The 19,872-nt window shown below is 60.0% G+C and carries 20 protein-coding genes, 1 tRNA gene and 3 pseudogenes; 14 read left to right on the top strand and 10 right to left on the bottom strand.

The window, feature by feature from the left end:
* Positions 1–91: 91 nt before the first annotated feature.
* The 3 genes from EV561_RS37385 to EV561_RS30880 all read right to left on the bottom strand — a co-directional run bounded on the left by EV561_RS37385 (position 92) and on the right by EV561_RS30880 (position 2,394).
* Positions 92–466, bottom strand: a complete 375-nt coding sequence (locus tag EV561_RS37385) for a hypothetical protein (RefSeq protein ID WP_165927978.1) — start codon at positions 464–466, stop codon at positions 92–94.
* Between the two features lie 800 nt (positions 467–1,266).
* Positions 1,267–1,449 (bottom strand): hypothetical protein, encoded by a 183-nt coding sequence (locus tag EV561_RS30885; protein ID WP_132527698.1) that lies wholly within the window; start codon positions 1,447–1,449, stop codon positions 1,267–1,269.
* A gap of 869 nt (positions 1,450–2,318) precedes the next feature.
* Positions 2,319–2,394, bottom strand: a tRNA-Val gene (locus tag EV561_RS30880).
* 1,102 nt (positions 2,395–3,496) lie between these two features.
* Between EV561_RS30880 and EV561_RS30875 the strand changes: the two genes are divergently transcribed.
* Both EV561_RS30875 and EV561_RS30870 read left to right on the top strand, forming a co-directional pair.
* Positions 3,497–3,895, top strand: coding sequence for a DUF1236 domain-containing protein (locus tag EV561_RS30875; protein ID WP_132527696.1), 399 nt, complete (start codon positions 3,497–3,499; stop codon positions 3,893–3,895).
* A 47-nt stretch (positions 3,896–3,942) separates the two neighbouring features.
* Complete coding sequence (locus EV561_RS30870) at positions 3,943–4,197, top strand: hypothetical protein (protein WP_132527694.1); 255 nt, start codon at positions 3,943–3,945, stop codon at positions 4,195–4,197.
* Positions 4,198–4,525: 328 nt separating this feature from the next.
* On the opposite strand, the gene EV561_RS38605 is transcribed toward EV561_RS30870, so the two are convergent.
* The 5 genes from EV561_RS38605 to EV561_RS30845 all read right to left on the bottom strand — a co-directional run bounded on the left by EV561_RS38605 (position 4,526) and on the right by EV561_RS30845 (position 8,372).
* Entirely contained in the window at positions 4,526–4,747 is a 222-nt protein-coding gene (locus EV561_RS38605; RefSeq protein ID WP_165927977.1) for a hypothetical protein, read from the bottom strand.
* Between the two features lie 210 nt (positions 4,748–4,957).
* Positions 4,958–5,608 (bottom strand): response regulator transcription factor, encoded by a 651-nt coding sequence (locus EV561_RS30860; protein WP_132527690.1) that lies wholly within the window; start codon positions 5,606–5,608, stop codon positions 4,958–4,960.
* The gene (locus EV561_RS30855) at positions 5,605–6,993 is read right to left on the bottom strand and encodes a sensor histidine kinase (protein WP_132527688.1); all 1,389 of its coding nucleotides are present in this window, start codon (positions 6,991–6,993) and stop codon (positions 5,605–5,607) included. Before EV561_RS30855 ends, EV561_RS30860 begins: the two co-directional genes overlap by 4 nt.
* A 495-nt stretch (positions 6,994–7,488) precedes the next feature.
* Positions 7,489–7,695: a hypothetical protein gene (locus EV561_RS30850; RefSeq protein ID WP_132527686.1), complete on the bottom strand. Its 207-nt coding sequence runs from the start codon at positions 7,693–7,695 to the stop codon at positions 7,489–7,491.
* 374 nt (positions 7,696–8,069) lie between these two features.
* On the bottom strand, positions 8,070–8,372 hold the full coding sequence (locus EV561_RS30845) for an integration host factor subunit beta (protein WP_132527684.1): 303 nt from the start codon (positions 8,370–8,372) through the stop codon (positions 8,070–8,072).
* 202 nt (positions 8,373–8,574) lie between these two features.
* On the opposite strand from EV561_RS30845, the gene EV561_RS30840 reads away from it, so the two are divergent.
* The 11 genes and pseudogenes from EV561_RS30840 (at position 8,575) to EV561_RS30790 (ending at position 18,267) form a co-directional block, all read left to right on the top strand.
* A complete protein-coding gene (locus EV561_RS30840; RefSeq protein ID WP_132527682.1) occupies positions 8,575–10,701 on the top strand; it encodes a ParB/RepB/Spo0J family partition protein in 2,127 nt (708 codons plus the stop codon).
* A 106-nt stretch (positions 10,702–10,807) separates the two neighbouring features.
* Positions 10,808–11,464, top strand: a complete 657-nt coding sequence (locus EV561_RS30835) for a hypothetical protein (RefSeq protein ID WP_132527680.1) — start codon at positions 10,808–10,810, stop codon at positions 11,462–11,464.
* A 73-nt stretch (positions 11,465–11,537) separates the two neighbouring features.
* Positions 11,538–12,728 (top strand): DUF932 domain-containing protein, encoded by a 1,191-nt coding sequence (locus EV561_RS30830; protein ID WP_132527678.1) that lies wholly within the window; start codon positions 11,538–11,540, stop codon positions 12,726–12,728.
* Between the two features lie 105 nt (positions 12,729–12,833).
* Positions 12,834–13,081, top strand: a pseudogene (locus tag EV561_RS30825) (DUF6117 family protein).
* A 130-nt stretch (positions 13,082–13,211) separates the two neighbouring features.
* Positions 13,212–13,853, top strand: coding sequence for a hypothetical protein (locus tag EV561_RS38105; RefSeq protein ID WP_245513108.1), 642 nt, complete (start codon positions 13,212–13,214; stop codon positions 13,851–13,853).
* A gap of 13 nt (positions 13,854–13,866) precedes the next feature.
* On the top strand, positions 13,867–14,913 hold the full coding sequence (locus EV561_RS30815; RefSeq protein ID WP_132527676.1) for a toprim domain-containing protein: 1,047 nt from the start codon (positions 13,867–13,869) through the stop codon (positions 14,911–14,913).
* A 378-nt stretch (positions 14,914–15,291) separates the two neighbouring features.
* On the top strand, positions 15,292–16,233 hold the full coding sequence (locus tag EV561_RS30810) for a DUF2493 domain-containing protein (RefSeq protein ID WP_132527674.1): 942 nt from the start codon (positions 15,292–15,294) through the stop codon (positions 16,231–16,233).
* Positions 16,234–16,313: 80 nt separating this feature from the next.
* Positions 16,314–16,574: a type II toxin-antitoxin system prevent-host-death family antitoxin gene (locus tag EV561_RS30805; RefSeq protein WP_132527672.1), complete on the top strand. Its 261-nt coding sequence runs from the start codon at positions 16,314–16,316 to the stop codon at positions 16,572–16,574.
* Positions 16,564–17,003: pseudogene (locus EV561_RS30800) on the top strand (hypothetical protein). The gene EV561_RS30805 and the pseudogene EV561_RS30800 overlap by 11 nt, the downstream one beginning before the upstream one ends.
* Before the next feature lie 550 nt (positions 17,004–17,553).
* Positions 17,554–17,877 carry a DUF736 family protein gene (locus EV561_RS30795; RefSeq protein WP_132527670.1) on the top strand — a complete coding sequence of 108 codons (324 nt, stop codon included), beginning with the start codon at positions 17,554–17,556 and terminating at the stop codon, positions 17,875–17,877.
* Positions 17,878–17,934: 57 nt separating this feature from the next.
* Entirely contained in the window at positions 17,935–18,267 is a 333-nt protein-coding gene (locus tag EV561_RS30790) for a hypothetical protein (RefSeq protein ID WP_132527668.1), read from the top strand.
* 62 nt (positions 18,268–18,329) lie between these two features.
* Here EV561_RS30790 and EV561_RS30785 read toward each other — a convergent pair.
* A pseudogene (locus EV561_RS30785) lies at positions 18,330–18,582 on the bottom strand (HU family DNA-binding protein).
* A gap of 380 nt (positions 18,583–18,962) precedes the next feature.
* Between EV561_RS30785 and EV561_RS37375 the strand changes: the two are divergent.
* On the top strand, positions 18,963–19,136 hold the full coding sequence (locus tag EV561_RS37375; protein WP_165927976.1) for a hypothetical protein: 174 nt from the start codon (positions 18,963–18,965) through the stop codon (positions 19,134–19,136).
* Positions 19,137–19,484: 348 nt separating this feature from the next.
* Here the strand turns inward: EV561_RS37375 and EV561_RS30780 are convergent, their stop codons facing one another.
* Positions 19,485–19,865 carry a CopG family transcriptional regulator gene (locus EV561_RS30780; RefSeq protein ID WP_132527666.1) on the bottom strand — a complete coding sequence of 127 codons (381 nt, stop codon included), beginning with the start codon at positions 19,863–19,865 and terminating at the stop codon, positions 19,485–19,487.
* Positions 19,866–19,872 lie beyond the last annotated feature (7 nt).

Below are 19,872 nucleotides of genomic sequence, written 5' to 3'. Positions count from 1 at the left end.
TCAGTCCAACCCATTGTGGTCTCCGTTCGTCCTAAGCAAACAAACAGAATCACAAATGACTGATTTCACTCAACTCTTTTTCGGTCAGGCTCTAAGCTTCCGAAAGGTTATCGTAGGTCTCCGCTATGCTGTTCAAATCAAGCTCCGCGAAACCAAGTAGGTTGTAGAGCTTGCTCGCAACATTCTCGATCGTCTCGCCTTTCACGTGAAGGACCGGGGTTGCCCCGCGCTCACCTTCCTGGAATCTGGCCATGCCCCAAGCGTCGCCAGTGGGCCATAGTGCGATGTGGAGCTCGCCCACCGGGACTGATTCTTCGCATTCGTAGAGGCACGTGGTAAAAAACTGTAGGCCAACCTTGTCGGCCATCTCGGCCAATAATCTTGGATCTGCTTCGTCCCGCTCTTGGGGCTCGGGCCGGGCATGGTAGAGGCCTTTTGCCAGTTCATACTCTGCAACTTCGCTCATGGCTCTTCTCCTTCGAGACGAGGTCGATCAGCATTTGGCTGCCATCCTCGCGTGAGGCCCGTGCTCATTGCCGCCGATACCAATTCAAGCTGATCGTGGAGATGATTGCACTGTGCCAGTATATCCGCGATTGCCGCACGAGCATCGCCCCGGGAAGCTTCAAGGATTTCGTCGACCGGATCGATTTCGGAAATTTCGGCACGGACAGCGGACACGGCTACTCCTTCTGCGGGCAAGCGCAGTTCACGACTTCACATATTGCTGTTGATTGAGGCGTTCTTCCGCCTCTGTGTTCTTATTATGTTCCAGGCTTTGCGAGAGTCAATCCAAAAAATCAGTGCCTACCGAAAGGGCATCAAAGGGTGGCAGATGAGGATTTGAAAATGCCGGTAAAGCTTGAGACATGGCGGGTGAACGTTTGGTAGGTCGCGATTATCGTAGGCGGTATTGCTGACAACGCGGCTTCGGCGGGGTACATCTGGACGATACTCCCCCCGCAAGTATGTTTCGACGTCGAAGCCGAGGCGCGCAAGGATCGGCTCAAAGGTTATCAGGACTCGATCAGCGGCCTGCAGCAACGGGTGGCCCAGATCCCGCCGATCTCGTTTCAGGTCACGCGAGCGATAGAGGCAACCTCGGAAAACAAGAAGGGATCGACGCCGCCAACGATCGGATTGACGGGGTTGTGGAATCCTTCGGCGACAAGCTCGATAACGTTATCGACACCATCAAAGGTTTCCGCGCAGGTTCAGGTCCTGAGTTCGCTCGGATTAGCTCAGAGATGAAATCGGTTGTGATGCTCACTCGTGCCTGCGTCCGCCGTCCGCATAGCGAGCGTCCGATGCAGCGGTCTTGCGCTGCCGCTTCCAGAAGCCGCGCTTGATCTTCTTCAGTTCGCCCCGACCCCATGAGATGAGCCGGCGGCTTCGGCGCAGGAACGCATCATATTCGTCGCCGTTGGTGCAGACTTTGCTGCCCATCATTGGATTGCCTCCCGAGTGCCCTGGCATTGTATCGCAAGAACCCTTTGGAAAACCATGAATGTGCCTCGCCCTCTCCGCTCTTTCGCGTGAACCTCTCCTCGGAGGTAGCGCCGTGTCACTCGCCTACTACGCTCGAAATGCCGCCAATGGCGAACGCGCCCGGCGCCGGATGCGAAAGGAGGGCTGCACGATGAGCGGACAGAAGCTATGGACCGCGGATGAATGCGCGATAATCAGGGACGTTGGGCCTGACTTGGATGCGATCGCTGCGGCTGTCGGATCGCACCCGCGGAGCAATCGCGAGCCAGTGCCGTGCGTGCCGCAGCAGCGCTGCCGGTTATACCGATCGCCAACTTCCCTTCCAGCATCATCGACATGAACGTAGGTTTCAAGAAGACCTTCGAGCTTTTTCCACGTCCTGAAAGCGCAATCCAGAAATGGTCATAATACGCTTGCGGAGCCCCACGCCGATGCGGTACAGGGCCACGCCTTCAGCAAGAGCAAATGGTTCTGGCGGACCTTTACGGACCTGCTTGCTGGACTCCACAAGGACAGACGGTGACCAGGAAACATCGTCTGTTCCTCACACCTCAAATGGCCACGTTCCATTGCCGACTGACACGATCAGAGAGATCCTCACTCAACGCTTGATCATTTTTTCTGCGGCATCCCAGGCCAAAACGAGATCGGCCCTCTGGGATAATACTGGATGTTTTCGCCATTCCCGTTTTTTAGGTGGGGGCGCGTTCCGGGTTTCGCGATAGAATCAATGGCCATTTTGGGCGAGAAGGTGAGGGGAAATCAACACGAGAAAAAACGCTCAATGCACTGTAAATATTGGAAAAAACGATGCTTTTAATGTGGAAATATGGTGGGCGATGAGAGACTCGAACTCCCGACATCCTCGGTGTAAACGAGGCGCTCTACCAACTGAGCTAATCGCCCTCTTGCGCGGTTCAGTCGTTCGCGCTTGCGGTGGCAGTCATCTATGCGGAACCGGGAAAAACTGCAAGGGGTCTCATCCAGATTTTCGCTCTTTTTGTTACAAGGCCGATCGTCTCTGCGATTTCGTCCAGCCGACCGTGGCCGTTATGCGGTTGCTTCCGTTGTCGATGCATCGGCGCAAATCAGTTGATTGAGGCAGGGTTTCGACCGAGGTGAGCAGTTGCTGCGAACACCGGGGTTGACCACTGTCGGCATGACTTCGATTGCGAGATAGCCAGCGTCTTGCGATCGAGAATGACTTGTCCGCCGACTTCATAGCCGGTTCCGTTCTCGGCCACATGCCTCTCAACAACAAAGACGATCGTCGCACGATCGGCGAATTTGGTGAAGTCTACGGGCAGATGCGAAGATCGATGGCGAGGGCGCGGCCGTTGCTCATGATTACACCGCCCCGGGCCCAGCGACTGCAGCGTCGCGCCTCTTGTGAGGAAACACCTGGGCTACCCCGGTTGCGAAGATATCCCGTCGCGTGCAGTTCGTCGCTCGGCGAAGAGAATACGGTGCGGACCTCGGTCGCCTCGGCGCCGTGACGCCCATTTACGCCTCGGCGCAACGCCTGATGGGCGCCGAGCCCAGCGAAGGCGACGACATTTATTCCGTTGGCGTTATGACCTATCTGATAGTGACAGGGCAAAGAACCTTTCGCACCGCCAACGCCTTGGAAGCAAAGACGAATGGAATTTCTTTGGCGCTCCCGGGCGCGTGTCGAAGCGCCAACGCACTGCGCTCCAAAACGCCTTGTCGCCGGGTGACCGCCGACTGCCATTGGACGCATCGGCCGAGCATTTCGCGGATCAATTCATCAAGCCATTGGTCGCCATAGCCAACCAAATCTTGCACGCGTATCGAACTTGTACTGCCGAAAAGTTTCTCTCGAATAGTGTATGTGCCGTAGGTCTTTTGAGCGGCAAGACCAAAGTCTGATGCCGATCCGGACCTAAGCCTAGTCTCGGAACTATTTGAAGTTACGTACATTTTCCCTACAGCTCTGCCCAACCCATGGCGCCACAGGTGGCCAGGGCAGACAACAAAGGAGAATGTTATGAGCATGAAGATCATTGTTACAGCGGCGGCATCGCTTGGTCTCCTGGCCGGCGGCGCATTCGCCCAATCCTCTACTGTCAATGGTGCAGCCGGCGGAGCAGTTACCGGTGCCGTTGTCGGAGGCCCTGTCGGTGCCGCCGTGGGTGGTGTGGCAGGAGCGATCGTCGGTACTGCCATCGATCCGCCGCCGCAGAAGGTTGTCACCTATGTCGAGCAACAACCCATTCCTGATGACGAAGTCGTCGTAAAGGAAAAGGTCGTGGTCGGAGAGCCTCTTCCTGAGAGGGTCGTCGTAACGCCCGTGCCTGAAAACTCGAAATATGCCTATGCGGTCGTCAACCACCAACGGGTGATCGTCCAGCCGACGACGCGCAAGGTCGTTAGGGTCCTCGACTGACGTCGCGGTCCACGGCGAACCCCACCCATCCAAAAAGGAGATGTCCAATGAGAAAGCTCATGGTAGCAGCCGCGATCGCCATGGCGGCGATCACTTCAACCTTCGGCGCAGCGAATGCACAGTCGGTCGTCATCACCGATGATAACGGTCCTCAGTATCATCACCGCTATTATGATCACGATCGCCATTGGGACCGTGACTGGCATCGGCCCCGCTATCAACGGGCTCGCTGCATGACCAAGACGGTGGAAGTCCATCGCAATGGCCACACCATGGTGAAAGAAACGCGGATGTGCCATTAAACCATAGGCAGCATATTCTGCTGAGCGAATGTGGCGGCTACGGATCGTAGTCGCTACGTTCGTTTGTACTGGACTTGGCGAGGCTATCCTGCGATCAAGCGTTGAAACCAAATGCGCTCCCGCCCATAAGGAGCCGCGCTGCAGGGACAGCCAAGGTGCCACTCGGCGCTGATGGCAGGTTCGCTGGCAAAATCATGGAGTACATGATGCGAAAGCGCCGAAGCTGGCTTAGTCACTCGCTCGCAGGTGCCCTTGGATTTGGATTGGCCGTCCTTCCATTGAGTGTTTCGACCATCTCTGGTTCCCCCGGAATGCACCTCCTTTCGGCTCATGCAAAGAGCGGCAATAACGGCAATGGTGGGGGCAACGGCAATGGAAACGGGAACGGCGGCAGCGGGAACGGAAACGGGAATGGGAACGGCAGCAACGGCAACGGGAACGGCAATAACGGGAACGGAAACGGCAATGGCAGCAACAGCAACGGCGGCACTTCCGGCAGCGGAGCGGGCAGCAACGCCGGCGGAAGCTCCAGTTCCAGCTCGTCGGGCACTGCCGGATCGAATAGCGGGTCCAGCAATCAGGGCAGGAGTAGCGTCACCTCAAGCGTAAGCAGCGATGGTTCGATCGACATCCAACATCCGGATGGCTTTACCGAGACTGTCAGTCAGGGAAGCTACATTATGAAGGACCCGAAGGGCAGAACCATCGTCAATCGCCGCGCGAAACCCGACGACATTCGGCGACTTCGGTCACTCGGCCGCTAGCGCAAAGTCATATCGACGGCATCGCGCCAGGCCAACGCCGCTTCGGTTCGATTGGAGATCCCCAGCTTCGACAAAATTTGCGTCATGTGGTGCTTCACGGTCTTTTCCATGAGATCGAGCCTCAGCGCGATCATCTTGTTGCTCAACCCTTCGGCCACAAGCTCGAGAACTTCGCGCTCGCGACCCGTGAGTTGATCGATGCCGGAGGGCTCTTGGTCCGGGGTTGTCAGCGCCTTTGAAAGAACGCGGGCCGACAGGCTCGGATTCACATAACTTTCCCCGGCAGCAACTGAGCGGACGATCTCCGCCAGCGCTTTTGAACCGACACCTTTCAGAGCGTAACCCTTTACGCCCATCGACAGCGCGGCGGACAGGTCGTCGCTCGATTCCGACACCGTGAGCATGATAATTTTCTGCGCAGGCGCGCGCTCGAGGATCGGTCGTATCGCTTCCAGCCCGCCACCCGGCATTGAGATATCGAGCAAGAGGATATCGGGGTGAAAATCGGCGACCAGGCGGATAGCGTCATCCTTGCTTTCGCCTTCGCCGACAACGACAAATTCGTCGTTTTCAGAGAGGCTGCGTGTGACACCCTCCCGGAAAAGCGGATGGTCATCCACCACCGCAAGGCTAATCTTTTCCTTCAATCTCCAACCTCCATTGCGCCAAGCGTCATTCGAACCGTCGTGCCGTTTTGAGAGGTCTCGATCTCAAAGCTTCCGCCGAGGCTCTCCACCCTGTCCCTTAACCCGGCAAGACCAATATTTTCTGGTTGAACGAGGTTCGGATCAAAACCGTTCCCTTCATCCTTCACCATGAGGTCAAGTCGTTGTCCATTTGTCGTGACCTCGACCGCCTGTCCGCGCCCCTCGCCATGGCGGTAGGCGTTGTTCAATGCCTCCTGGACAAATCGGAACACGCAGATCTTTCCTGACGGTGTAAGGCGGGGATCCGCATCAGGCAGTGTCCGCCGCACGATTGTTTCGGTTCGTTCCTCGTGGGCTTTTATCGCGCGCTCCACGATCTCCGAGAGCGATGCGTTTTCAATCTGCGGCAATACCAGACCCCGGCTGATGCTGCGCAGTTCGGTCATTGCATCGGTGAGGCTTCTCTGGATGATTTGCACTTCTTCCTGCCGACGCCCTTTTGTTATTCGTGGGCTGAGCATGATGTCGCTATCCAGCCGCAGGGATGCATAAGCAATCAATTGGGCCGGCCCGTCATGCAGGTCGGCGCCGATCTTTCGCAAATGGCTTTCATTGAGGGCGACGGCGCGCTGCGATGCCCTTTGGAGACGACGGCGAAGCGTCTCGTTCTGGGCAAGCAGATCGGACAGGTCGCTGACCCGCTTTCTAAGCGAATCGCGCTGCACGTCAATCGTGCGGCTGCCGCGAAAGACGATTGCCGACAGTACAAGGAAAAAGGCGAGGGTGGCTCCGGCGACTGCAAGCCAGCTTTGCAATCGGGCCTGGTCCAGGCTCTGTTGAAGCCCGTCGGCGACTTCATAGAACTCTGAAACCGCAACGACCTGGCCGGACCAGGGCTGAAGCACCGGATTATAGATTTCCAGCAGCGGCTTATCCATGGCGCGTTCGGCCTGGCTTTCAGGGTCGACAGCGCGCTCGAAGTTCGAGACCATGTTGCCGCTGAACGCTGTCTGCAGTTTTGGATTGGGCTCGAACCGTTTCCCAACCAGGTTCTTCTCGTTCGAATAAAGCACGGTGCCGTCGCTGCGCCACAGACGGAAGGACATGAGACGCCGGCCGAGAGCGCCTTGATCGAGCGTCTCATCAAGAGCCCGAGCGATTGTATCATCGAGCGGCTGGGCGGAGCGCATGTCGGGGAGCAGTGGTGCGATGACGCTGTCTACGTATTGCGCGGTCGTCGCTGCTGAATTTCGGGTGACGGCGTTTTCGATCGAATGACTGACAAAAATACCGACCGCAAGCATGGCAATGATAGAGACGCACCCGCCCGTGACTAAAAATTGCAACGCAAGCGACTGGGCATTCCAACGTTTCATCCATGCCATGCAAGCCAGCCCGTGCCGCCGGGCCTTTCGCCGGCTATTCCAGAATTAACTTATAGTCCACCGGCAAGACGTCAATGACGGTCGCTTGCCTCGAACTCACGCGACAAAGCGAAAATCATGATCGAGGCTGCGCTGAACCCATCCGAATGTCATCGCCTGCGGTTCCGATCGCCATGGGGCCTTGGTCTCCCTCGTTTAAGACCTCGGTCCGATATCTTCTCGGAGCAGTCACCCTAGATCTTGAAAATGGTGAAACGGAGATCGCAATGACAAAGCTTCTGGTACTGGCGATGCCCTTTGTGCTCATTGGTTTTTGGACTGCGGTCGGGGTGCTGGTCTATTCACTCATGTAAACGATCGGCTGGCCGCTGACGATTTGCGTCGCTCGCGGCCCGCGATCTCGTTATGAATGCCTGTGTTATGTCTGCTTCTCGACCTTTCGAGCTTGGCGCCTGAGTTCAGCGTCGCGCCAAGCTGCATACGAGGACGGGGTGGTCAAAACCTTGGGGGTGTGATCTCGGCCACGAATTCGAAATCCTCAAGCGCATAGTGCTCGTCTGAGCCCAGAGTAGCGACGGTCAGGAATTCCTTCTCCCGGCCAAAGACTGTGGATACCTGGACCACTTCCACGGGGCCGGCGGTGTTTCGCCTTGCCCAATAAAGCCCTTCGGGTTCGAGCAATTCAGTTTCGATATGGGGCATCACGATTCCTTTTCGGCGACCATACTGTCACATTCGCCTTTCAGGCCATCGGACTTCAGTCCGGTATTGCTGAATTAATCTGAAAAGAGCGATGAGGGCTCATCCCGGAGACCGAGGCAACGCCATCGTCCCCGCCATTGATTTATATCGCACTACGATATGTCTTGGTTAAGAACCTGCCGGACCCATCCCGGCATGACATTTGAGGAGGCCTTAATGACTGAACAACATGCGGACTTTGGATGGAAGCTGTCACGGGAGAATACCCAGGCGCTGCTATCCTCCCCATGACAATGGTGGCTTTCCTTCAGAGAGGACTTGCTGCTCACGGACAGGCTTCCGGGGAGGGGATGAGCTGGAGCCAAACTCCTGCGCTAATCGCCGGACAAGGCGGTATTGGCCGAATTCAACCGATCCTGTATTTCCTTGCCAGCCCGAAAAAAAGGGACCCATTTCTCCTCCACGAATACCGACGTGCCGTCTCTTGGATTGCGGCCCGAACGGGATGGGCGGTTGCGAACAGAAAATACCCCGAACCCGCGAAGCTCAACCCGTCCGCCCTGTGCGAGGGTCTCGGCGATTTCCTCGAGGATCGTCTCGACGATCCGTTCCACCTCGTTGTGATAGAGATGAGGGTTTCGACTGGCAATCAGCGCGGCAAGCTCGGACTTTATCACTTGGGACCTCATCGAAAACGCCCGGGGCAGCGGCGAAGGAAGAATATCGAATAGCGGGTTGGGCGGCGCTGATCAACCAGTTGGCGGCGGTGGATTACGGCTGGGTTCAAGCGGCGGAATAGAGGAAGAGGAGGGACAAGGGGTTTGTGGCGGAATAGGAGGCTTGAGAGAGGTTCCGGCCGGTCCGCCATGGAGAAACGACATGGCTCAGGCTATGGAGAAAATTACCCTCAGTGCAGCCCGGGATATCCCGTTCAACAAGCTGGTGCTCAGCCAGCAGAACGTCCGCAAGATCAAGGCGGGCATCTCGATCGAGGACCTGGCGGAAGACATCGCCCATCGCGGTCTGCTGACCAGCCTCAACGTCCGTCCCGAACTCGACGGCGACGGCAACGAGACCGGAATCTATCGTATTCCTGCCGGCGGTCGTCGCTATCGCGCCCTTGAACGCCTGATCGCGCAGAAGCGTCTGGCAAAGACTGCGGGTGTCCCGTGCATCGTCAGTAAGGGCGAGACGCTCGAGGTGGAGGACTCGCTCGCCGAAAACCTTCAGCGCGTCAGCTTGCACCCACTCGATCAATTCCGGGCTTTCCAGACCTTGCGCGAGCAGGGGCTTGGCGAGGAGGAGATCGCGGCACGCTTCTTCGTCTCGGTTGGTACCGTCAGGCGGCGCCTGCGACTGGCCTCCGTCTCACCGCGGCTTCTCGATCTCTATGCCGAAGACGAGATGACGCTCGAACAGATCATGGCGTTCTCGATCACCAACGACCATGTTCGCCAGGAGCAGGTATGGGACGCGATCTCGCGCTCCCATAGCCGGGAGCCCTATTACATCCGCCGACTGCTGACCGAAACCGCAATCCGCGCCAGCGACCGCCGCGCCGTCTATGTCGGCATCGAAGCCTATGAAGCGGCCGGTGGTGTGACCATGCGCGATCTGTTCGAGCAGGATCAGGGCGGATGGCTGCAGGATCCGGCGCTCCTGGAGCAACTCGTGATGGAAAAGCTGAAAGCTGACGCCGAGGCGATCAAGATGAGCGAAGGCTGGAAATGGGTCGAAGCCGCCTTCGATTTTCCCTATGGCCACACATCCGGCCTGCGCCGCTTCTACGGCGAGCAGGCCGAGATGAGGGAAGACGAACTGGCGCGCTGCGACGCCGTCCGTGCCGAGTACGACAAGCTCGACGCAGAATATGCGACGGCGGACGTGTACTCGGCAGCGACCGAACAGAAGCTCGAGGAGCTTGGCAGCGAACTCGACCGGCTCAACGGCCGGCCATATGTGTTCGATCCGCAGGAGGTCGCCCTGGGCGGTCTCTTCGTCTCGCTCGGCGCCAGTGGCGAGCTTAAGATCGAGCGAGGCTTCGTGCTGCCCGAAGATGAACCGAAGGATGAGACCGATCCGCCGGCTGATGTCGGTCACGATCGTGACGATCATGGCAGTGATCTTCCGGTAACCGGCGCCGTCGGCGGCGATGACACCCAACCGGACGACGAGGACGAAACGATCAAGCCGCTTCCGGATCGCCTGATTCTCGATCTCACGGCGGCGCGCACGGTTGCTTTGCGCAATGCGCTCGCGAACGATCCTGTCATCGCCTTTATCGCGGTCCTTTATGCCTTTGTCCTCAAGTCCTTCTACGTCTACGGATCGGATTCTTGCCTGGAGGTGACGCTGCAGAGCGCTCGCTTCACCCAGACGCCGGGGCTCGGCGATACAGTCTGGGCCAAGGAGATCGATCAGCGACACGAAGCCTGGGGCCAGGATCTCCCCAAGGATCCCAATGACCTTTGGGATTTCCTGATCAGGCTCGACGAGGTCAGCCGGCAGGCGCTGTTTGCCCATTGCGCGTCGCTTTCGCTGAACGCGGTGATCGAACCCTGGAACAAGCGCACCCGGGCGATCGCCCACGCTGAGCAGCTGGCCCGCTCTATCGGTTTTGACATGGTGGAAGCTGGGTGGACGCCGACCGTCAACAACTATCTCGGTCGGGTCACAAAGGCCCGAATCCTGCAGGCGGTTCGCGAGGCAAAGGGTCACCAGGCAGCGGAACTGATCGGCCATCTCAAGAGGACAGACATGGCCCGCGAGGCAGAGCGGCTGATGACAGGCAGCAGGTGGTTACCGGAACCGCTTCGCACGACGGTGGTGGTTGGCATCAGCGATCGCGGCGCTGTCGAAGATGACGCCGCCGAGCCCGATCGCGCTGAGACCGTGGAAGTTCAGGACCTGCCGGCATCCCTGCTCGACGCGTCGGAAACATCGCGCGATCAGTCCGGCGAGACCGGTCGTGGGGTCGACGGAGAGCGTTTCGCCGCTGGCGAATAATTTCAAAAGCATAACACCGCGGCCTGACCCGATCGCAATTGCGGTCGGGTCTTCTTTGCAAACAGCCCGGCCATCGCGCCGGGTTTTTCCGTTTCAGGAGGCACTTATGCCCGAATTCACCATCGAGACTACCTATCATCTGCCGGTCTTCCGGCATCGCACCCACGCGGCCGACACACTGGACGCGGCGTGCCGTGCTGCCATCGAGGATGACAGTTGGGATATAGCCGAGAAGGACGTCGATTCCTCCGGTCCAATTCATGTCACCGGCATCTGGAACGGCGCACATGCAGCCTACATGGGTTCGTCAGTCCAGATCCCCCCGCAATTCGACGAACCTGTCCAGCGCCGGGCCCGTCATTTCGAGATCCTGCTCGGTCTGTTGAAGATCCTGTTCGATGATATCAATGCGGCCCGGCGACCGTCGCCTGATTGGCTCGCCCGATCTGCCTGGGCGATCGCTCGAGGAGAAGCCATTCTCGGCGGAGACCCGGATCCCGAAGAGCCGGTCGACCCACCAAAGCCTTCCCACGTCCTGGTCAGGCTGCAGGAGCATCGCGTGCGCGACGCAATCATCGCAGTGCTCGATGTCGACTCGAGCTTTCAGGGTTTAGCACCTGAGGCGGTGACCGACGATGAGGTCCACGCCGCGTGTCTGTCCATCGCAACCACGATGGACCTTTCCGATGCGGTCGGAAGCGCCGAATTGCAGGCGGCGCTCTCGGCGATCCGGTCGGCGCAACGCCGGCTGGCTTCCGATTGATCCGTTTTTTCCCCAGATATTCCTCAACCTCGCCCGGCCATCGCGTCGGGTTTCCGCTTTAAGGAGAAAGCCTATGACCTCTCTCACCTCCAACAGCCCGTCTGCCCGTTCGCCATTTAAGGTCGATATTTCCCGCGGCGAGCGGATCGGCCGCATTTCGTCGGAATGGTTTTCGCGCCCCGACGACGAACGATTCCTGTCGCTGACCGATCTCTACGATACCGTCCGATCCCGAGCCGAGCGCACCCATGCCCGTACGATCGAGAGTGCCGCGATCCGCGTCGACGCAACCCGCGACAACGCCGAACGGCTCGGACTCCTCCTGCCCGGTCAGCGCCAAGCGATTGCACCGACCCACTGGAGCTACGGCCAGCTTTGCAGTCTTGTCGGCGCCCCCGCCACCTATATGCGGCAACTGCCAGCGCCGTTGGCTGCGATCAATCTGCAGCACGGCCTGCTCAATCACCGTGCCGAGCTGGTCAAGACGCTTGAGATGGATGATGGCCGGCTTGAGCTGAGAGCCGTCACTGGACCGGAATACGGCCGCATCTGGGACCACGAACTCGTGTCGGCGGTGATGAGGATCGCCGGTAATGGCACCGGAGACACCATGTGGAAAGTACCGGGCGTTCTCGATTGGACGACGATGACCCACAATCCGTTTGTCGACATCACCAAGGACACGACCACGCTCTATGCCAGCGACCGCGACGTCTTCCTGTTCCTGGTTGACGACACCCATCCGATCGAAGCTGGACGATTGCCGAACGGCGATCCGGACCTTTACTTCCGCGGCTTCTATGCCTGGAACTCGGAGGTCGGATCGAAGACGCTCGGCATTGCCTCGTTCTATCTGCGGGCGGTCTGCGCTAACCGCAACCTGTGGGGCACGGAGAATTTCGAGGAGATCACCATTCGCCATTCGAAGTTTGCCGCACAACGTTTCGCGCATGAAGCAGCACCGGCGCTGAGCAGCTTCGCCAATTCGTCGCCTGCGCCCTTCATCGCCGGCATCAAGGCGGCGCGCGAGCGGATCGTCGCGCGCAACGACGACGACCGGGAGACCTTCCTGCGTCGGCGCGGCCTCTCGAAAGGCGAGACCGGCAGGGTTATCGACCTGGTACTGTCGGAGGAAGGACGGCCGCCGGCATCGATCTTCGATTTCGTACAGGGCATCACCGCGCTGGCGCGCACCAAGACCAATCAGGACACGCGTCTCGAACTCGAAGGCAAGGCGAAGAAGCTGCTCGAGAGCGCCGCCTGACAGGGTCACGCGCGCCTGGCTCAGACCCGGCCGCGCTTGCGAACCCCATCGTCCTCATCCTGCAGCCCGGTCAAGCGCCGGGCATCATTTTGTCTGGAGCACCCAATGGCTATCCCAGATCATGCCCGCACAAACTTCGACACGCTGCTGCCCGCCGCGTCCGACGGCAATCTTGCTCTCATGGAATGCCGCGATGCCGTTACCCGCGAGCCACGTTACGTGCCCTGCGCAGTCGGCCCCAGGGACGGGGAAGACGTCTTCACGCCATTCGGCCATCTTGCCGACGGCAACCCCGACGACGCACGCCGGAGCCAAAAGATCCCGCTGGCTTCATCGTAGGTCCGACGATCTAGGCGCTGACGATCGCCAGCAGACTTCAACGATCACATCCCACGCCTCACGCCGCAAGTTCTCATCCTCCCGAAATTCGGACGAGAGCACTTGGGCAGACCCTATTCCCCCTCTCTTTCGGAGCATCCTTCGATGAATATTATCTCGCATGCTCACACCGTTTCCACCTCTCCGCGTCTCGAGACCAAAACCCGCGCTGGAGCACTTATGGAGGCTGCCGGTCGAATCACATCGCGACTGGAGCAGATCGTCTCCACAGGTGACCTGCGACAGATCATGATCGAGGCCCTCGGCGACAGCGACGCCCGGGGCCTCTGGCTCTGGAAAGACGCCTACGAAGTGACTGAGATCGCCCAGGTCCTGTTTCTGCGCAAATGCCGCGCGGTCGTATCCCGAACCCAGTCTCCCCAGTCGACGCTCGCGATGCTGGCGAAGGTGACCCATAGACGCCGATCCGAGGAGAGCCAGTCCCTGCAGCCGATCCCTCTTGCCGACGTCGCATCTCTTGCAGCCGCAGGGCTTGTTGAGGGATCCTCGATCATGGGGCTTGCGGGCGACATGACGCTCCGCCGCGTGCGCGTCATGAACGAGTTCCGTATAAAACTGACAGGCTTCACCGATGAGATGCGCGACTGGCTGGGGTCGATCGGCCGGTTCTCGGAGATGATCAATTGGAAGCTTCGTTTCTCCGTGCCTGTCACCGATGAGGTTGCGGCTTTCCTGTTCAATCTGATGCTGCTTCGTCGCCTCATCGATGTCGCGCTCCGGTCATGAGAGAGGTCTGCCCATGCTCTCCGCCTCGGATCTGGCGGGCCGTCTCGCGCAGGACGCGGAGGCGGTCTGCCGCCACTACCTTTCTTCAGGCCGTCGGGCTGGCAATTACTGGCTTGTCGGCGATGTCGGCAACAACAAGGGCCGGTCGCTCTACGTGCATCTGGTCGGTCCGCGCGCCGGTCGATGGACCGATTCGGCGACGGGTCAGTTCGGCGATCTGCTCGATCTCGTCCGCGAGACCTGCGGTCTCGTCGATTTCCGTGACGTTGCCGAGGAGGTGCGGCATTTTCTCAGCCTGCCCCAGCCAGAGCGGGTGTTCTCTCACAGGACCGACGCCGGTCATCCCGCGCTGGTCCAACGGCCCACGGCTGAACGGGCGCGGCGTCTGTTTCGGATGACGCAACCTCTGGCCGGCACGCTTGCCGACGCTTATCTGCGCCGGCGCGGTATCCTGCGGGCGTCCACCCATGCGGCGCTGCGGTTCCATCCGTCCTGCTACTATCGCGATCTCGTCATGGGCCGAACGACCAGCTATCCGGCTCTGGTTGCGGTCGTCACCGATGACGCCGGAGTAATTACCGGCGTGCACCGCACCTATTTGTCTCCTGAGCACGACGCTGACGGAGTCGGCAAGGCGAACGTCGACGGTCCGCGCCGCGCGCTCGGCCGGTTGCTCGGTAATGGCGTCCGCTTCCGCTTTCCTGTGAATGCACCTATCCCCGTAATGGCGGCCGGGGAGGGCCTCGAAACCATGCTGTCGCTCTCACACGTGATGCCCGACATGCCGATCGTAGCCGCCCTGACGGCCAATCACCTTGCCGCCTTCCGTTTCCCCTTGGGATGTCATCGCCTCTACATCGGCGCCGACGCGGATGCCGCCGGTCGCCACGGGATCGAGGGATTGAGCCGCAGGGCAAGGGACTGCGGGATTCTGCCGCTGGTGCTGTCGCCGGAGCTCGGCGACTTCAACGAGGATCTGCGCTGGCTGGGTCCCGACCGGCTGACCGCAAGCCTCAGGGCTCAACTCACGCCGGACGATGCGATGGCCTTCCTTCCCTGATGAGGCTTATCGGAAAGGGAGGCGGGATTGCTGCGACGTGGGTGACGGGCGGTCGAGGGCGTCTCCCCCCGTGTTGAGGCGCGCGCCCGCGGGCCTGCCGAGAGGCGACCCTTACCACGCGGGCCTCCGGGCCTTCAGCGGGTCGATCGGGTTTCTTCCCCTGCCTGGCCGTTTTCACGCATCGGCGCTTCCGAAAACCGGTTCCCACTTTTCGGGCCGATGCGATGGCCCGTCATTCCTCGCGGGCCAAGAAACCCTTCTTCCGCCGCCCGGCGCTTCGCTGGGCCGCTGCGCTTTGCTTGCGGTTCCGGCCTCGGACCGCGTGACCAGGTTCGCCGTCAGGCCGCGAGAGGCGCGGCCTACCAGACGGAGACCACCATGGACCTGATCCTTTACTCCGGCGACGACGTCGAGCCCAACCACGCGTCCTCCCCGACCGACCGCTTCATCTACGAAATGCAAGTCCTCGGCTATCGCCCCTTCCAGGACGAGCCCGATCCGCGGCCATTGCCGGAGGAACCGCAGGTCCAGTCATCGATCACCGCCATCTTCGGCGCCCTTGCCGAGATGCTCGGCGACACACGCCTGGAGCCTGATCTCGAAGACCTGTTCTGGTCGGTCCCAAACCTTTTCCATCGCGCCGGTGAGCGCATCCAGCGTGAACTCGACCGCAACGAGGAAGCCCAGCGCACCGGCCAGCGCGAACAGGACGGCTCGGAGGTGAAGAGTGTCGAGCTCGAACGCCTCATCGCCGAGGGCATCACGCTCCTGGAACGCCGCAATGCTTTCGAGTTCATGCGCGACTTCAGTGCCGACCTGTTCGAGGCGCAGACCGGTTCGTCCTGGCGGCCACGCACCGGCTCGAAGGTCAATCACACCAACATGACCGCGGCGATGATCGACAGTCGCGACTTCCTCTCCGCCCGACGTCGCGCCGAGACAGAGGTGCTGATCCCGGCCGGCACAAAGATCGCATTCGCCGGCGGCATGGACTACAACGATCATGAGCGCATCTGGGCCAAGCTCGATCAGGCGCATGCGAAATATCCCGACATGGTATTGCTGCATGGCGGCTCGCCGAAAGGTGCTGAACGGATCGCCGCCTGCTGGGCCGAGGCGCGCCGGGTGACACAGATCACCTTCAAGCCGAACTGGGCCAAACACGCCAAGGCCGCTCCCTTCCGGCGCAATGACGAGATGCTTTCGGTCATGCCTGCCGGACTGATTGCCTTTCCCGGAAATGGCATCACCGGCAATCTTGCCGACAAGGCGCGTCGCCTCGGCATCCCGGTCTGGCAGGCTTCAGGAGACGGCGCGTGAGCGCCGTTTTCCTCGAAAGATGGAAAATATGGAAAACATGGGAAAATAGGTTTTATGGAAACCGTACTGGAAATCATAGCATGAAGCAGTTCACGACAACCGACTTGAACAAACAAATCGGCGATATTACCGATGCGGCAAGCCGCGAGCCGGTCATGCTCACCCGGCACAAGAAGCCGCGTTTCGTGCTGATGAGCTACGAGCATTATGAGCGCATGCGCACCGGGGGCGACCCGCGCCGCGCCTATCATATCTCAGAGATGCCCGCCGAGCATGCAGAACTATTCGACGAGGCGCTCGATCGGCTGGCGCGCGGCGAAGGCTACGACGATGAGCCGTGAATTCCGGCCCGGCGAGGTCATCTCCTATCCGTACCTGTGGGCCTGGCAGCAGCAGCGCGGCGAAACCGAGGGCCGCAAGCAGCGCCCCGTCTGCGTCGTCATTGCCATCCGAAGTGCGACCGACGGAAACACCCATTTGGCCCTACTCGCCATCACGACGCAGCCGCCGCAGGCGGGCCGGATCGCTCCGGAGATCCCCGAAATCGAGCGCAAGCGCGCGGGCCTAAGCGATTTGAAGCGGTGCTGGATCATGGCCGATGAGTACCCTCCTGGTACATCGGGCCCGATCAGGGCATCCTCGGCCGCTTCAGCAAATCCTTCATGGTGAAGATCGCCAGACCGTTTGCCGAGGCGCGCGGCCGAACCGGTCGGGTCAACCGGCTCGAGCGAGACTTGCCATCGCTTCGCGCCGCTTCTTTCCCTTCATGATCCCCGCCGCTCCCTGAACGCGTCTCGCCATGGCGGCTCTCTGCCGCTTTGCTCAATTGGTCGGTTGATCGTGGGCCTTTCGATCGATCTCGATGCCTCGCTTTGCCGCACTCGAAGGCGATATCCCCTCAAATCACGTCTGTCCCGCGGCCCTGCCCCGTAGAACTGCAGCCGCAGCAGAAGGCTGACAATCGGGTGCCACGGCGATCGAAGCCGTCATTGGTGATGAGGCTGGGATCAGAACGGTGCTGATCTATCGCGTCGCATCCGCCTGATTGACGGCGAGCGTTTGTTGACCCGGACACCACCGACGCAGGCCATGAGCGCGGCACTTCGCGCGGCAGCGAACGGCCGCAACAGTGAGGTCTCCTGCGACGTCGCAATCAAAGGACCATTCCCGTTCTTTCTGTCGCCTTTCTAAGGGACCGGCCGCGATCAGCGTCAACCCGCAAGGGGTTTCCCTTCGCTACGCTGCGGTGACGCCTGCGGCGCAGCCCCTTCTTCGGGCGCCATCGGGAATGGTCCCGATGCAAACGAAGGAGACAATCCCATGGCTACCACGATCGCAACGCTCACCGAAAAGACCGACGGCATTCTCGAAGGCGTCTTCGCCACCATCCGGGTGAACGCCCCGATCGCCCTCGTCCCGAACGCCAACAAGGCGAGCGAAGAAGCCCCGGACTACCGCATCATCCACCGCAAGACTGGCTTTGAGATCGGTGCAGGCTGGAACCGCGTCTCCCGCCAGACCGGCGAGGAATACATCTCCACGAAGATCGAAGCGCCCGAGATCGGCGTGATCTTCGGCAACGTCGCCCCGGCCCCCGGCGGCGAACCCGGCAAGAAGGTCATCCTCTGGAACAGCCCGGCCTGAACCGGACCGCCGGCTCCGAAATCGGGGCCGGCGTTCCCCATTCGAAAGGAGGCTGCCATGAGCCGCTACACAATGACCGTCACCAGAACCGCATCCCGCCACTCCGCCCTGGATGCTATCATCGGCTACGACCGTCCGCTTCAGACGTTGTTCCTTCAGCCATTGCCGGACGCCGATGGCGAGGATCTTGAACTCTGGCTTGGCACTGGCTTCCGGGAGTTTGAGACACTGTCGAAACTGCGGGCCGCGGCAGTCGCAAGGGGCTTCGACTTCCTACCCTTGGCATCAGGCGTTCTTCACAATCTGCTGGACGAGCATGCCTTTGAAGCGCGTCACGCGGTGAGCGACACGATCATCGAGGATCTTCTCAACGGGATGTCCTTCCGCTGACGCAGACCCAAAAGGAAACAGCCCGGCACGGCGCCGGGCTGTTTTTTGCTTGGCTGCCAAGATCACTTGTTCAAAGCATCCTTCAGTGCCTTTGCCGGCGTAAAGGCGAGCGTCTTGGCCGCGGCAACCTTGATCGTCGCGCCGGTCGCAGGATTGCGAGCCTCACGTGCCGAAGCCGGGCAGGGAGGTCTCGTTACCGGCCACTGCGGCTTCGGTGATAGAAGCAATTGCCGCCTCGACGATGGCTTTCCCCTGCGCCTTTGTTAGGCTGTGTTCGGTCGCGATCTTGCCGGCAATTTCGTTGGTCGTGGTCATTTTCTTCTCCGCATCGTGTCAGACGCAGAATCCCTAGCATTGAGATTGTCCGTACTTCAGCGCTTGGCCATCGAGCAAGACCTCCAAAGGATCGAGAAGGTTCTGTCCGATATCGACGTCACCAGACGATAGCTTATTGTCGAATACGGTCGCGTCCCCTGGTCGGGGCCGCGGGTTCTCTTCTTTCTGCCGTCCTACTTTACGGCTACTCAGCCCGCCTCAAGGACGAGTGTGGGCCCCCGATTTTGCCTCCGCTCCGTTTCCCTGCGCTCCGACAAAACCGGCACCCCACTCGCCGCCGTTGGCGGTCGCTTCGCGCTCCTTGACCCGGGCTTCGTGTGCACGTCGCCCGTTGACGTCATCAAAAGGAGACGATCAACATGACCACTCTCGATCAAGTCAACGAACTGCGCGCGGAGCTTCGGAGCTGCTTCTTCACCAAAACCGAGCGCGCCATGGCGGAGGCCGAGCTCGCTACCCTTGTCGCTCAGGCGCAAGCTGAGGATGAGCAGTTTGCTCGCGACATCGCACTCTATCCCGCTGACCTCGAATGAGGTGGGCGACAAAACGAGAGGGTTTGCTCCTCTCGTTTTTCCTTCCGTGGGGCAAATCTTCAATTGACTGTCAGGATAACGCCTCGAACCGCGCGAAGCCGTCGACCCGGTGGACCGCCGTGAGATTGAAATCGAACTGGAGCTGGCTTTCGCCGAGTGGCAATGATCTCCGTAGAGCAGGAGGGGGCGATCGACGCCGAGCCGTTCGCCCCTCTGAAGTCCATGCGTGCCGTCACCTGCAATTTCGGTTGCCGTGCTCCGCGCACAGTTTGAACATCGGCTCCTTCCGACGCGGCTGGCGGTCTCATCTTCGCTTTGACGAAAAGGACCTGACAATAGCTGCGTCTGTCAGTTTGCTCCTAGGTCCAGATAGCGTCGAAGGGCGCGCTCGACGATCTCCGAAGGAGATGTCTTTTGCTGAATGGCAAGCATCTTGGTCGCCATGATGACGGAGGCGTCGATGCTGATCCTGAACCGCTCGGGCCTCGGCTCTCCCGATGCGGTTTCATTGTCTGACGCGTTCAGCGATGGCCGGTCCACCGGTTCCGGTGGATTGGGGGAGGGCGCTGTCTCCTTCATCGAGCTCCCGGCTTCGGGATCGGGCTTCGTCTTCCCGGCAGGGGACCCGACGGCGCCGTATGTGTCGCTCTTGCCGATCGATGCGTCGATCAGAGAATCCAGATCGTTCATATTGCGGCGGGAGCGCGGAATGGGTGGCGATTGTGTCATGGATGAT

Origin of the sequence: Rhizobium sp. BK376, assembly GCF_004341625.1 — a bacterium.
GTDB lineage: Bacteria > Pseudomonadota > Alphaproteobacteria > Rhizobiales > Rhizobiaceae > Rhizobium.
This window is presented reverse-complemented; position numbering and strand designations above follow the sequence as displayed.

Coding starts and splice junctions, on each gene's coding strand:
- EV561_RS37385 (WP_165927978.1), bottom strand. CDS start 466: ATGAGCGAAGTTGCAGAGTATGAACTGGCAAAAGGCCTCTACCATGCC.
- EV561_RS30885 (WP_132527698.1), bottom strand. CDS start 1,449: ATGATGGGCAGCAAAGTCTGCACCAACGGCGACGAATATGATGCGTTC.
- EV561_RS30875 (WP_132527696.1), top strand. CDS start 3,497: ATGAGCATGAAGATCATTGTTACAGCGGCGGCATCGCTTGGTCTCCTG.
- EV561_RS30870 (WP_132527694.1), top strand. CDS start 3,943: ATGAGAAAGCTCATGGTAGCAGCCGCGATCGCCATGGCGGCGATCACT.
- EV561_RS30855 (WP_132527688.1), bottom strand. CDS start 6,993: ATGGCATGGATGAAACGTTGGAATGCCCAGTCGCTTGCGTTGCAATTT.
- EV561_RS30850 (WP_132527686.1), bottom strand. CDS start 7,695: ATGCCCCATATCGAAACTGAATTGCTCGAACCCGAAGGGCTTTATTGG.
- EV561_RS30840 (WP_132527682.1), top strand. CDS start 8,575: ATGGCTCAGGCTATGGAGAAAATTACCCTCAGTGCAGCCCGGGATATC.
- EV561_RS30835 (WP_132527680.1), top strand. CDS start 10,808: ATGCCCGAATTCACCATCGAGACTACCTATCATCTGCCGGTCTTCCGG.
- EV561_RS30830 (WP_132527678.1), top strand. CDS start 11,538: ATGACCTCTCTCACCTCCAACAGCCCGTCTGCCCGTTCGCCATTTAAG.
- EV561_RS38105 (WP_245513108.1), top strand. CDS start 13,212: ATGAATATTATCTCGCATGCTCACACCGTTTCCACCTCTCCGCGTCTC.
- EV561_RS30815 (WP_132527676.1), top strand. CDS start 13,867: ATGCTCTCCGCCTCGGATCTGGCGGGCCGTCTCGCGCAGGACGCGGAG.
- EV561_RS30810 (WP_132527674.1), top strand. CDS start 15,292: ATGGACCTGATCCTTTACTCCGGCGACGACGTCGAGCCCAACCACGCG.
- EV561_RS30805 (WP_132527672.1), top strand. CDS start 16,314: ATGAAGCAGTTCACGACAACCGACTTGAACAAACAAATCGGCGATATT.
- EV561_RS30795 (WP_132527670.1), top strand. CDS start 17,554: ATGGCTACCACGATCGCAACGCTCACCGAAAAGACCGACGGCATTCTC.
- EV561_RS30790 (WP_132527668.1), top strand. CDS start 17,935: ATGAGCCGCTACACAATGACCGTCACCAGAACCGCATCCCGCCACTCC.
- EV561_RS37375 (WP_165927976.1), top strand. CDS start 18,963: ATGACCACTCTCGATCAAGTCAACGAACTGCGCGCGGAGCTTCGGAGC.
- EV561_RS30780 (WP_132527666.1), bottom strand. CDS start 19,865: ATGACACAATCGCCACCCATTCCGCGCTCCCGCCGCAATATGAACGAT.